We start from the raw sequence: 13,517 nt of genomic DNA on the forward strand, positions 1-13,517 counted from the left end.
TAATCTCCCATATAACATAATAATCCATTTTAGTTTCCAAATTTATGGTACACTTTTATCAATTCTTTGAGAGGGCACAACAGGAACGGGGCTTCATGTACTATTTTTATATTGATTCTAAAAACAGCACAGTCACCCCCGTCCCCCTTGTGTCACCTTGAAACCTTTCTTAAAACCGTCCGTATATCTACTTGAGGTGAAACGATGATTTATCAGGAAACGAATACAGATATGTTTTTCAGGATTTTTTATCAGTTGTTTTTTATTGGTTTTGGACTTTTTCTTTTGGCTGCCGGTCTTTTTCCGGTTTATTTATTGTTTACAATGCCTTCGTGGTGGATTTTGACGGTCGCGTGGATGACGCCTTTTTTGCTTTGGCTTGCATGGTATATGGCTAAGGCATCTAGACAAAGTTTTATGAAAGAGAAGTATCTGTCACGCTATGAGATTAAGGATGGCAGATTGACTGGGATGTCTTACAGATTAGATGAAAAGCCGCGGATGCACGATGTCGATCTCAATGATGTTCAACGTGTAGTGGTCACTTCATATATTTTGAGACTAAATATTCATCGTCACTCCCATACACTCGACACGCATTACTACACACCGGTAACTGCGCCCGCTTTATATATTGTGAGCGATGATGATGTGGTTGAAATGCTGATCAGTGACCATCACAATCCTGCTACAAATGAATGGCTGCAGTTTTTTGATGATCAGGGTATTCCGGTAACTTATACAGATGAAATCATGCATTTTATCGGACATACGAAATTCTGGAGTGTAAAAAAGAGAGAGAAATACGTACGCGATGGAAGTGATCTCGTCGAATACAAAGCGCCATTTAACTGGCCGCACGATGCTGAAGCACTCTATGAAAAATGGAAAAATCAATCTTCTTTAAAAAGAATGAAAATCGATGAAATTGAACTAAAAACGCATCAGGAAAATCAAAAAAAGAAAAAGTGGCGCTCGTTTTGGGCGGTTATTCTTTGGATATTGATGATTATTGCGCTCTTGAGTGCGCTTTAAAAGTGGACTTGGGGGACAAAGTTGGCACTTCATGTGGAATGCCAACTCTGTCCCCCAATTTCGGAGTATTAACTCCGTCCCCAATATTTTTTACCGGCCAATAGTTATGCACGAAATAATGAGGGGGAATGGATATGAAGAGGTTTGTGGTAGGGACAGCTATGCTGTTATTGTTAGCTGGCTGCGGATGGTCCGGTAAGTGGCTCATCTATGCAGGAAGAACCGCCGGAGATTGAGATGAATCCTACTGAGTTTGAGACAATTGAGGAAGTGGACGGGAAAGCAGTTATTGGAGAGCTTGAAGACCCTGGTACGGATTCTGAACCTTCGACTGACACTGTGGAAACAACAATCGTTGTGGAAGACTATTTTGAAAGTTATGAAGCGATGGAGCGTGCAGGGCTTTTATTTATAAAGCACGAGGAACCGCGCAAAGGAGTCTGGATTGGTCTTCATCACCCAGAGGATCACCTTGATGCACTGACTGCTTATTTGCAGGAAAAGGCAGATGAAGGAAAGATACCTTACAATCGTGTTCACATTTATTATGCACCATTTACTCAGAAGGATTTGGCAGACCGGACACGTCTTGTGGCAGATGAGGTGAGCCGGATTGCTTCAAAGTATGAAGGGACAGGCTTTGAAGTCAGCACAGACTTTCATACTGGAGAACCGATTGTTACTCATAACTTTTTAAATGAAGATGATAAAGCAGAATTACAGGTTGCGTTCCCACAATATAAAATCAACTTTGAAAATGGAGGGACACAGGTTCCTGAAAAAGAGAGTGATCGGGTGCTCGAGCCCGATTCACCTGTGACAGATAATCCTGAATTAAGTGGTCAATATATTTTTGAGGTCGAGGAAGATGCCTTTTCTACTGCTGAAGCAGGTGCAATAGCAGGAGAACAATTTGACGCAACCGATTGGTCTTTTAAAGGGGCTGCTGAACAGTTAAAGGTCGGTCAGCGTGTCGAAGTAGATGGGACCGGTTTCTCACTCACCTCTTACCCAGAACAATCTGGGGCCGTCATTGTTAAAATTCTCCCATCCTATCAGCCTCAGGACGCAGATAAAACAGAGGAACAAATCGTACAGGAACTCGTACAAATGAATTCCTTTCGTAAACCCAATATCAAAACCATTTCAGAACTGACCTATGTTCAAGCTGCGGACAAATGGACCGCTTCCGTTATAAATAGTGAGAATGACCAGGTTTAAGAGATCGTTGTACCGGATTAAAACTGACCATTTCAGAATTGGGGACGGAGTTGGCACTTCGAATGGAGTGGCAACTCTGTCCCCGAATGGTGGAGTATTAACTCCGTCCCCAAAGTTGAATCCTATCTCCCTTCAAACTCGTCTATACTCAGTAACAACAAATTCCAGGAGGTTTTATCATGAAAAAGTACATAACAGGAGCTGCGGTGGCACTTGGGTTGAGTACGTTCCCCTTAGCAGCGGATGCTTCATTTAGTGATGTGACAATGTATGGTGAAGAGATCAATTATTTAACAGATCTGGATATCATTAAAGGGTATGAAAACGGTGAATTCAGACCTGGCAATCAGGTGACGAGACTGCAGGCTGTGCAGATGATTTTGCGCGGACTTCAGGCTGAGCCTGATGATGAGGGCAGTGCTGAATTTAGCGATATTGACGCTGGCGATTATGGTTATGATGAAATTTCTGAAGCGGTTGAGCTTGGCATTATTTCGGGTAAAACGGATGCGGAGACTGGCGAGCAGTATTTTGATCCGTATGCGCCTCTGACTCGTTCACAAATGGCAAAGATCTTAACAAATGCTTATGGTCTTGAAGAGGAGTGGAATTACTTCTTTACAGATATCAGTCATGATCACTGGGCAAAAGATTATGTAGATACGCTGGCTTCTCATGGGATTTCTACCGGTTATGAAGACCGCACGTTCAGACCTGATCAGCAGATTAAACGCAGTCACTTTGCGTTATTTATGGCGCGAATGCTTGATGATCGTTTTGTGGAAGGCGACGTGATGGAGTATGTGAGTTATATGCCTGATCCGGAGGACTATGTAGTCGAATATGAAGATTATAAGAGTATCTATGAATTTCAAGGCTTTCAGGAAGATGGCTCTGCGTTATGGATGATCACGAGAGAACCGGAAAGCGACTCTCCTTATCCACTCACGAAATTTCAAGCTTATAAAGAAACGTCAGAAGGTCTTTTCACAAAAGATGCTTCTAATAAAGAATTGTTTGATAGGCGGGATTTCTGGCTTGATATACCTTATCCTATTACTGAAGATGAGGAATTCTACTATGGTCATTATAACGGGACTGTTCATCTACTTGATTCTTATGAAGCAGATGGTCAGATTTATAAAAATGTTGTGCGTATTTATGCATCAGGCGGACCAAATGGCAATGAAGAAGTTGAAGGTTATTATGCGCCTAACGAAGGATATATTGATGGAAAATTCGGGTTTATCGGTGGCGAACCATATTAAATAGTTTGGGGACGGAGTTAGCACTCTATATGAAGTGCCAACTCCGTCCCTATTTTTTGGAGTATTAACTCCGTCCCCAAACATCAACCCCATAAGCCTCCAACACATACCTCGGCACATGAAACTTTGCGGTTTTCAACGGATCTACGATTTGTCCTACCTGGACCTGCCCCACGGCACTCATCAGCATGGTCATTTCTGATAAAGAAAGCCCTGTCTGCGGTCTGATCAGGTCGATCATGAGTTCAACTGCTGCATCTGCCGCTTCATCGAGTGTTTCTTTTGATACAAGCGCTGTCAAGCCTGCTTCGTTTTCTAAAAACGGGTAAGTGATACTATGCCCTTTTACAACTTCTACTGTAATTTTAACAGTAGCCGGGATTTCAATACCAGAGACGCTCACCTCGCCGTCTCCCATTGCCGCGTGTAGGTCACCTAGTGAGAGCAATCCTCCTTCATGAAACACTGGGAAGTACAATGTTGCGCCAGTTGTAACTTCTTTTGTATCCATATTTCCCCCGTGCGCACCAGGTGTTCCGCATGAAATGCCCCCCTTTTCAGGCGCCACCCCGATTACCCCAATCATCGGGTTCAATGGAATACTTAAATTATCATCAAAAATAGCTTTTCCATCGCGGACCGGTATCATTTTCACCTCGAAATTCTCCATGCGATGCCCCATCACACCTAATCCGGGGCCCGTCACCATAACACCCTGGTCACCAATCTCAATATCATCAATCCGGACCTTTAAAATATCCCCTTTTTCCGCACCCTCGACAAAAATCGGACCAGTCGCAGGATTCACCTTATTCCAGTCAATCGAATCAAAACTTGTTTCCTCTGACTCTATCTGATTCTCAAAACAATCATATGTATCCACCACAATCTGATCACCCGATTTCACCTTCATCGCCGGGTCATTCGCCTGATCCATTGCGTAGATGAAGTTTTCTTTTGCTAAATGGTTTGTCATTGATTCGTGCTCCTTTCAGAATGGATTTATTTATATATTTCTAGATGCGCGAAATAGAATTCCTTTATTTTTCTGGAAGGAGTCTGGTCGCCTGGGTTGCCTGGTGTTTGGGGGACGGAGTTAATACTCCACTTTTCATATCAACTCTGTCCCCGAACCTTGCAAACTCTGTCCCCAAATTCCGAAGTGCAAACTCCGTCCCCAGGAAAAGAGAGCAAGAAAAAACGGGCAAAGCCACAGCTTCACCCGCTCCAACAAAATATTTAATTACTCAAATTCATTCAACGGAGGCTGCTCAAAGAAATAGTAGCCATCTGTTATTGAAAGTGTTGTGATGTATTGATCCTGCGGTGAGTAAACATAGACGCCGTTACGATTCAGGTGTCTATAGAACTCGAATGGATGGTTCGATGGCAGGATGGCGTGTGCCGGGTCAATTTCGTTTAATACGCCGTCTGATACTCTTACTTTTCGTGAAGCCTGCATGATATCAAACGGGAAGTAAAAATCAGCGGCTTCATCGTACATTTCTGATGTTGCTGAATTCGCAAACATCACTGAAGTCATTCCAGTGCCAAGTCTGAGTACCATCATGTTATCCTGCATATGCTTAACAAACAGATTAGCCGTTTTATTATCTCCGGCAATCGGCTCGTCATAAACAGCGGCTACACGGTCAATATCCAACTCTTCAAGCAATTCTGTATAGCCAGTTCCAGTTTCATCGCTCGCATCCACTGCACGCTGCACATCATACTTTTCAAAAAGATCTCTTGTTATTCCTTGCAGTGTCTCACCTGAAAGTTCTGTCGCGATAAATGTATCGATACGTTCGAGCTCAAGATCTGCCAGTTGTTTCTCAAGCTCCGCAGCGTTAAGACCTGCGTCAATTAAAGCTGTGGATCCATCATTAAATTCGATTACTGCAGCATTCCCTGCATCATCAGCGAGGAAATGAACCTGCGTTTTAACCAGCGGCTGATCTATGTAGTCAAATGTTCTTTTCAAAAATACTGCAAAATGCTGTCTTGATGTGCTCTCAAAAGGTCTGAACGTACCGTCTTCATAACCGGTCGTAATCTCCGCCAATGCAAGTGTTGCGACGTTACCCCGAAGCTCCGGGCCAAGATTCTCAGTGTCTTTAAAAGTCACCGGATCTCCCATTCCGCCAGCCTGAATCACATACGCATTCTTCAACACTTTAGCAATCTGACTTCTATTGATCGGAGCACCTGCATTAAACACAAGCTCACCATTCTCATTCGTATTCCCACTGATAAATCCAAGCGAATGAGCAATCAGCGCTTCCTGATAGCCATACATTCCTTCACTCAAATCAGCAAAGCCGGGATCTTTTGCCTCATAATTTTCAATCTGCAGTTCTGTAAAACCAATATCTCTTAAAATCAGCTGAATCGCATTTAAACGATTAATCGGTTCCTCCGGTCTGAATGTGCCATCAGGATAACCATTGATCACCCCACGCTCCACCAGCCATGAAATCTCATCCTCATACATACCTACATCTGTAAAACCTGCTGCCTTCGAAGGCAAAATCGGTAACACCAGAAACAACGCCAATACAGTCATCAATAATTTCTTCATAATATCCCCTTTCATTTTTTGTAATATTAATGTAACATAAAAGTAATTTAAATGTAATTAAAAAGGGAAAAATTTTTATTTTTGGATGTTTGGCTATTTGAAACCAATAGCATCCTCACTCCCCCCCATATTTCCATGGTGTTTATTAAATAACCTGTTATCCTCCCAGCACCCCAATTCCCAAATCACCTTAGCTGCCTGAGCACGGATTGCAGTTTGTTTTGGTCTGAACTCTCCTTCTGCATTACCTGTCATAATTTCAATCTCATACATAGCGTTAACTTCTTTTTTAAAATGGATCTGGCGGTGGTCTTTGTAAGGTGCTGTGATGAAGGTCTGGTAATTGGTGAGGTGAATGATGTTGTAGGCACGATGCAGGATAACAGCCATTTGCTCGCGGGTGATCGCGCGGTGCGGAGCGAAGGTTTCGGGTGAGATTCCTCTGATAATACCTGCTTCATAAGCTGCACTGATTTCATACTGAAGACTTCCATAAACGTCTTGAAAGTAGATGGTGTAAACGGGTTTGAGGTTAAGTAACCTGGAGATCATAGTGGTAAATTGAGCACGTGTGATTTTTTCTTCGGGGGTAAAAGTGCCATCCGGCTTGCCGGTAATAATCTGTGATTCAGCGAGGGAATTAATGTAGTCCTTAGCCCAATGATTGGTGACGTCTGTAAAAATAGTGGTATCAGAGTGAGTATTAGAGGTGCAATCGAGGTTTTCATACAGTTTATTGGCTTCAGCAACAGCTGACTTCAACGGCCAGGGGCTATTCAGTACGCATAATAAAATGAAAATACACTTTATTAAAAATGATTTTTGAGACAGATAAATCCCTCCAATAATTTATGTATTAATAAAAAGATAGTCTTTAACTATAAAAATGGATACGATATATTGAGGTTTTTGCAGGAGATATCTAGAAGATTAGCTGAGGTGAATTTATCATAGCATAATTTGGAGGTGAATCAAGAAAAATTTGGGGACGGAGTTAACACTCTATAACCAGAGTCAACTCTGTCCCCAATTGGTGGAGTGCGAACTCCGTCCCGGCTCTGAACTCTGTACCCGAAGCGCAAACTCCGTCCCCAGTATTCAGTCTATATTCTTCAATCTTTCCATTCTCTTTTTCATTGCATTACGCCTGGCTTCGGTCAAATCATGCTTCGGTTCGCTGATGAATGTTTCATCAGTAGCTTCTTTCACATCAATCATAAGCCCTTCAGAAATCTCATAACTGAAGCTACTGTCAGCCACATATTCTTCAACCGATTCATCTTCCTGCCAGAGCAGTCTGACCAGACCGTTTTCAATTGAATCTATCGTGTATAAACCTTTTCGCATGAAAACCCTCCTAGCAATTTGGGGACGGAGGTAACACTCTATATCCATTGTCAACTCTGTCCCCGAGTTGTAGAGTGTAAACTCCGTCCCCTCGCAACCCAACTCTGTCCCCAATTCACGGAGTCTAAACTCCGTCCCCAATTGAAAATCAGTCGAGCTCGTGCACAACATTTCCATCTGGATCAATCAGCTGGGCTGCATCGCCATCGTTGTTCCAGATATATGCGCCTGTCCAAAGCAGACGGTTAGCTCCTGCAGTTGCACCATTTCCGGAGACGATTTGTACGCTTGCACCTGCTGATAGCACGTAGTCATCCGGGAATGTGTATGTCTGATTCCCTTCAACGCTCACAAGTGTCCAGCCGCTCATGCTGACATCAGTTGATCCTTGATTTTCGATCGTTACAACTTCTGTATCAAGATTTTTACCAGTGATACGAAGATCATCTGACAAGTCGCCGTCATCGCCAGGCACTGGTTCAGGTTCTGGTTCTGGTGTTGGCTCCGGCACAGTAAACTCTCCACCCTTTTCAACAATCAGGCCGTCACCATCGCTTGTAAAAATAACTGATCCATCTTCAGTCGCATAGATGTCAACCGGATACTGCGTCAGGCGCTGCACCACTTCATCATGCGGGTGGCCATAAGAATTATCTCCAAATGAAAGCACGGCATAATCAGGGTCAACCGCTGCTAAAAATGCTGCAGAAGTTCCTGTGTTTGAACCGTGGTGCGACACTTTCAGGACTTCAGACTCCAGGTCCATTCCGCTCTCCACAAGTTCTTCTTCCACTTCAATTCCGGCATCACCAGTCAGCATAAAGTCCATTTCACCGTGAGTCAGCTTGAGCACAATGGACCCATCATTCATATCACTTGCTTCAGGGTCAACTGCAATCGCAGAAAGATCCGTGCGCACATCATCTGAAAGCTCGTCTCCCACTCTTACATCACTGTAAAAAACGCCCGTATCTTCAATCGCACCCAGGTAATCTTCAAACACCTGCGTCGTATGGACCTGACCGCTGTCAAAGACCTCTTTTACATCATAATTGCGAATCACATCAGCAGCCCCGCCAACGTGGTCTGCATCCGGATGCGTAATAATCAGCGTATCAATCCGTGTCACACCTTCAGCCTGCAACGCCGTTTCCGTCACAGAACCATAACGTCCCGCATCCACAAGCGTCACCTCACCATTAGTATGCTCAATCAAAATCGCATCGCCCTGACCAACATCAAGGAACGTCACATCCATCTCACCAAGCTCGCCAGTCTGACCTGAACCGCCGTTATCACGGAACGATTCATTTAAAAGACGTGCCATAAACAATGCAAAGTGCTGGCGCTGAAGCTTATTTTCAGGCTTGAAAGAACCATCCTGATAACCCGTCGTTACCCCGGCATTCGCAATTCTGCTGATATGCTCACTCGCCCAGTGACCGTTTGCCACATCTCTAAATGAATAATCCTTACCAGAAGAAAGATCATATCCTTCCGCCATAATCTTCGCCATCTGCGCACGTGTCAAAGTTCCATATGCATCAAAAAAGCGCGACCCATTTTCAGCTGTCTTGCCTCCAATAAACCCAAGCTCAACAGCCTTTGCAATTTCTTTATAACCATACTCCCCGGGACGCAGATCCGTAAAACCAGGATCAAGCACCTCATTCTCTTCAATATTCATAATCCCCATCTCACGCAAAATCATCTGAACCGCCTGCAGCCTGTTCAGCGCGTTGCCCGGACGGAACGTACCATCATCATACCCCTTAATAATTCCCTCACCAGTCAGAAAATCAATTTCATCTGCGTACATACTGACATCCCTGAATGCAGCATCAGCTGATAAAGGCGTTGCCAGAAGCAAACTGGCTGTTACCGTTGAAACAAATAATTTTTTCATGTCGTTGCCTCCTTATGTATGAGTGAAGACCCGGGACAGTCCCGGGTCTTCGGTTTGTTTGGAGACGGAGTTTACACTCCAAATAGAGTATTAACTCTGTCCTCCGAAAATAGAGTGTTAACTCCGTCCTCAAAACAAAAAGAGCTTCATATTAAAAGCTCTTAATAACATTTCACTATTATACAATTATATTACAATAAGTTTGTTTTTCAAATCTCTTAAACCATCTTTATACTTTTTTCAAAACTCCAATCCACGTAATTTTTTCGGGTCAATTTTATTGAGCGTCTGAAGTTCTTTAGTTGTGGGCGGTTCAGTGTGGTAAATAGTTTGGTAGTCCAGATCAAAGTCTGTTGCCTGTTGGACTTCTTCTATTGTGACGCCTGGGTGCAGGGCATCGAGTGTCAGGTTGGTGCCGTTGAATCCGAAGACACAGAGAGGCGTAACGATTTTCCACAGGTTTCCTCTTGTTGTGATGAAGTCGACATCTTTTACGAATGTTCTTTTATCATGCTTAGCCCGCCAGATAATTGCTTTTTTGGCTGTCGGGATCAAGACGGCACTTCCCGCTCCTCCAGGGAGTCTTACTTTCGGTTTTTTGTAAGTTCCAATCACTGAAGCATTGACATTGCCGTAGTAATCAAATTGAACTCCGCCTAAAAAAGCGACATCAAGTTTCCCTCTCATGGAAAGGTCAAAGATTTCTTCCAATGGGAATGTGCTCTCGGCATTTCTTGTCAGATCAGAGCCCGCGGATGAATAGTCTGCCTGTCTGATATTAGCCGGGTTGACACCACCTGGGATATTGAGCTGAACGAGTTCAGGAGCATGTAACGCCTTAGCAAGCTGCATTGCAACCATTGGAAGATGAGAGGATACGCCCTGAAAAACGGTTTCTCTATCTTGTAAAAGTCTTGAGATCACAATTGTCATCAAATCACTTTTATCATACATTCAGGATTTCACTCCCCTCTGACGATCAGTATAGCTGCGTCCATGATCCTGTTTTTCATACGATGCCACCCACTTTTTGAGTTGGTCAGTCGAATCAGCTTCTGTAAATGCTTTGATGTCACGGTGGTTCACATCATACTTCCCTTCACATGAACACGGAGCGGCACCTTTAGGCATTTCCACTACTGCTTCTGTTAAAAATCCAGGAATAACAATTTTATCCTTCTGGAATTTCAGCTGACCAGCAGGCACGACTCTTTCAGCGGTAATGATGACTTTATCAGCTGCACGGCTGATTAGTGCATCTTCATATTTTGCCCCTTCAATGATGGCATTACCCTCTTCGTCACAAACCTGTACATGAATAACTGCCACGTGAGGCTTCAGTGTTTTAACAAGGGTGACAGGCTCAGCTGTCTCTTGTTCAAAAGGGTTCTCCACTACCATAAAATAATCGTTTTCGTGTAATAAACCTCCGTATTGAAGACCATGAACAGGCATAAAAGGTACATTCATTGTTGCTCCACGCAGTGCACAGATAACGGTATAGCAAGCATGCTCATTCCCTTGAATAATCCCGCTCTCAACACCTCTGCGATAGTGCGTGGCCAGCCCGTATTTCGTTTCATAGCTGACGAAACCGGCGTGAACGGTTTTGACGAGTCCGAAAGCGCAAAGCAGATCGACATCCATAGCAGCTGCTGTTTTGACAACTTCAAGATTCTTTTTACCTTGACGGACAATCTCACGGATAAATCCCATAGGTGCTCTGTGAAGGACATTCCCGCTAAATGCCAGAAGTGAACCGTCTTTTATGTACTGATCAACTGCTTCTTTCAAATCCATCTTTTTTTTGTTTTTCAAAGCCGTTTCCCTCCCGTTACTTCACAGCGTTTGCTGCGATGTGGATCGCATCCCATACGCCGGCAAATGGTGGTGCATAGCACAGGTCAACCATCCCTAATTCGTCTGCAGTCATACGATTGTGAATGGCAATCGCCAGCGCATCTATTCTGAGTACTGCTCCCTTTTGTCCTGCCGCTTGAGCTCCGAGTACGGTCCTGGTGCGCTTTTCACAGATTAACTTAATATACAGCGGGGTTGCATCAGGATAATATTGTGGATGATCTTTCGATTCGATGAAGACAGTTTCCGTTTCTATCTTCAATGCTTTAGCCTCAGATTCTGAGAGTCCGGTTCTTCCCATTTCAAGGTCGAATATTTTAATCGCAGCACTCCCAAGGGTACCTGTATATTTTTCGTGGAGACCCGCCATGTTGGCCCCTACGATTCTGCCACATTTATTCGCATTCGTCCCTAAAGGCAGGTAGTCATTTTCTTTCTTTAACTTGTGATAGACAGTTGCGCAATCCCCTGCCGCATAAATGTCCGGCATATTTGTTCTCATTTCACGGTCCGTTATAATCGCACCGTTTGAAGACAAATGAATACCTGAATCTTTGAGAAACGCTGTAGCCGGTCTTACGCCTACTGATATCAGCACATAATCTGTCTGATACGTTTCACGATCCGTTATGACGCTTGCAACGTGATTGGCTTCTGTTCCAAACGATTGGAGTTTTTCTTTGAGATGCAAGCTGACACCTTTAGCGAGTAATTCCTGTTCTGCGAGATCAGACATTTCTTGATCAAATGGCGTCAGAATTCTGTCTGCCATTTCAACAATCCGTACTTTTTTCCCTCGGGTTGTCAATGCTTCTGCCATCTCGATGCCAATATAGCCTCCGCCAACAATCGTTACTGTCCTTACACTTTCAGCCGACAGTTGTTCTTTGATCCTGAGTCCATCTTCCATCGACTTTAATACTGAAATCCCTTCTGCTTCAAGTCCTGCAAAAGGGGGCACGACAGCTGTGGTGCCCGTGGAGATCATTAATTTATCAAAATGGTCCACAAATACACTGCCTGTGTTCAAGTCCCTGACCATTACCTGTTTTTTGATCGCATCTACCTTTACGACTTCATGCTTCAGCTTCACGTGAATATCCATCGCTTCAAATTGTTCAGCAGTTCTTGCAATCATTTTTCGGTGATCATCATTTTCCCCTGAAATAAAGTATGGCAGGCCACATGCTCCATATGTAGGGTATCCGCCGCGCTCATAGACAGTAATCTCAGCATGAGGGTCCATTCTTCTTAACTTTGATGCGGCTGACATACCTGCTGCGATTCCTCCGATTACAATGCACTTCATTCGTTTTTCCCTCTTTTTGGTCCAGAGGAGGCATCAAGAGGCGCTAATTCAGGTTTTTGGTCCAAAATCCCGACAACCAGCATATCAATCGGAACATCATGATTTAATCCGTGTCTGACAGGCTCTCCGGAACTGAGTAGAACAAATTCATCTCTGCCTGCACCAATCCGGTCTGCAGCTACAACATAGGACGGTTGCTCAGTATAAAGAAGTTCAATGACAAGGAGCTTATATCCCTGGAGTTCATCATATTTACGTGTAGAAACGAGACTGGAAACCACTTTCCCCATGATCATAGCTGTTGCTCCTCCTTTTTCAGCAATCGGACTCTGCCGCTTCCTTCAATTAAAAATGCATTGCCATCATCCGTATCGACGTGCATATCAAGTGCATAAGTATCTTTTACTCTGATGGCTACATTTTTTAAAATACCGGGTTTATCTCCATCAATCGCCACATCAGTTCGATCGCCGTCTTTTACGCCATAATGTGCTGCATCTGCAGGTGTCATGTGAATATGCCTGTCAGCAATGATGCATCCTTCAGACAATTTTAGTACTGTCCCCGTTGGACCTGTAATGGTCACTGGCGAAGAATCTGCAAGGTCACCTGAGCTTCTGACAGGCGGCTGTAAACCAAGTACGCGGGCGTCAGTTTTTGAGACTTCAACCTGAGTCTTACCTCTTGAAGGTCCGAGCACTCTTACTCTCTCAATTTGTCCTTTTGGCCCTGAGATCGTCACCTGCTCTTTACAGGCATACTGATGCGGCTGTGAAATTTCTTTAAATGGTGTCAGTTGATAACCTTTGCCAAACAGATATTCAACGTGTTCAGGAGACAGGTGGAGATGGCGTGCTGAGACACTGATTGGAATATCCGTCTGATGTTGATCTGTACTGATTTCAATACCATACGCCGACAGTACTTTTATAACTGAATCGGTTACTTCTTTAATCAGTTCTGTGCGTTCCACCATGTCATCCCTCCCTG

General features: G+C 43.9%; 13 protein-coding genes. 3 read left to right on the forward strand and 10 right to left on the reverse strand.

Going from position 1 to position 13,517, the window contains the following annotated elements; all coding sequences use genetic code 11:
* Positions 1-204: 204 nt before the first annotated feature.
* The 3 genes from KP77_RS13840 to KP77_RS17640 all read left to right on the forward strand — a co-directional run bounded on the left by KP77_RS13840 (position 205) and on the right by KP77_RS17640 (position 3,524).
* The gene (locus KP77_RS13840) at positions 205-1,035 is read left to right on the forward strand and encodes a hypothetical protein (RefSeq protein ID WP_041123307.1); all 831 of its coding nucleotides are present in this window, start codon (positions 205-207) and stop codon (positions 1,033-1,035) included.
* 210 nt (positions 1,036-1,245) lie between these two features.
* Complete coding sequence (locus tag KP77_RS13845; protein ID WP_041123308.1) at positions 1,246-2,256, forward strand: hypothetical protein; 1,011 nt, start codon at positions 1,246-1,248, stop codon at positions 2,254-2,256.
* 179 nt (positions 2,257-2,435) lie between these two features.
* Positions 2,436-3,524, forward strand: a complete 1,089-nt coding sequence (locus tag KP77_RS17640) for an S-layer homology domain-containing protein (RefSeq protein ID WP_052474254.1) — start codon at positions 2,436-2,438, stop codon at positions 3,522-3,524.
* A 64-nt stretch (positions 3,525-3,588) separates the two neighbouring features.
* Here KP77_RS17640 and KP77_RS13855 read toward each other — a convergent pair whose 3' ends face one another.
* The 10 genes from KP77_RS13855 to KP77_RS13900 form a co-directional block, all read right to left on the reverse strand.
* On the reverse strand, positions 3,589-4,500 hold the full coding sequence (locus KP77_RS13855; RefSeq protein ID WP_041123309.1) for an acetamidase/formamidase family protein: 912 nt from the start codon (positions 4,498-4,500) through the stop codon (positions 3,589-3,591).
* 267 nt (positions 4,501-4,767) lie between these two features.
* On the reverse strand, positions 4,768-6,105 hold the full coding sequence (locus KP77_RS13860; protein ID WP_041123310.1) for an S-layer homology domain-containing protein: 1,338 nt from the start codon (positions 6,103-6,105) through the stop codon (positions 4,768-4,770).
* A gap of 93 nt (positions 6,106-6,198) precedes the next feature.
* The gene (locus KP77_RS13865; RefSeq protein ID WP_041123311.1) at positions 6,199-6,867 is read right to left on the reverse strand and encodes an S-layer homology domain-containing protein; all 669 of its coding nucleotides are present in this window, start codon (positions 6,865-6,867) and stop codon (positions 6,199-6,201) included.
* A gap of 336 nt (positions 6,868-7,203) precedes the next feature.
* Positions 7,204-7,452, reverse strand: a complete 249-nt coding sequence (locus tag KP77_RS18205) for a DUF3006 family protein (protein ID WP_041123312.1) — start codon at positions 7,450-7,452, stop codon at positions 7,204-7,206.
* A 148-nt stretch (positions 7,453-7,600) separates the two neighbouring features.
* Positions 7,601-9,358, reverse strand: coding sequence for an S-layer homology domain-containing protein (locus KP77_RS17645; RefSeq protein WP_052474256.1), 1,758 nt, complete (start codon positions 9,356-9,358; stop codon positions 7,601-7,603).
* A 240-nt stretch (positions 9,359-9,598) separates the two neighbouring features.
* The gene (locus KP77_RS13880) at positions 9,599-10,312 is read right to left on the reverse strand and encodes a CoA-transferase subunit beta (RefSeq protein WP_041123313.1); all 714 of its coding nucleotides are present in this window, start codon (positions 10,310-10,312) and stop codon (positions 9,599-9,601) included.
* Complete coding sequence (locus KP77_RS13885; protein WP_235420723.1) at positions 10,313-11,176, reverse strand: CoA transferase subunit A; 864 nt, start codon at positions 11,174-11,176, stop codon at positions 10,313-10,315.
* 16 nt (positions 11,177-11,192) lie between these two features.
* A complete protein-coding gene (locus tag KP77_RS13890; RefSeq protein ID WP_041123314.1) occupies positions 11,193-12,527 on the reverse strand; it encodes a CoA-disulfide reductase in 1,335 nt (444 codons plus the stop codon).
* On the reverse strand, positions 12,524-12,823 hold the full coding sequence (locus KP77_RS13895) for a EutN/CcmL family microcompartment protein (protein ID WP_041123315.1): 300 nt from the start codon (positions 12,821-12,823) through the stop codon (positions 12,524-12,526). Before KP77_RS13895 ends, KP77_RS13890 begins: the two co-directional genes overlap by 4 nt.
* The gene (locus KP77_RS13900) at positions 12,820-13,503 is read right to left on the reverse strand and encodes a phosphate propanoyltransferase (RefSeq protein ID WP_041123316.1); all 684 of its coding nucleotides are present in this window, start codon (positions 13,501-13,503) and stop codon (positions 12,820-12,822) included. The genes KP77_RS13895 and KP77_RS13900 overlap by 4 nt, the downstream gene beginning before the upstream one ends.
* Positions 13,504-13,517: the final 14 nt, after the last annotated feature.

It is taken from the genome of Jeotgalibacillus alimentarius, from assembly GCF_000829445.1.
Lineage (GTDB): Bacteria > Bacillota > Bacilli > Bacillales > Jeotgalibacillaceae > Jeotgalibacillus > Jeotgalibacillus alimentarius.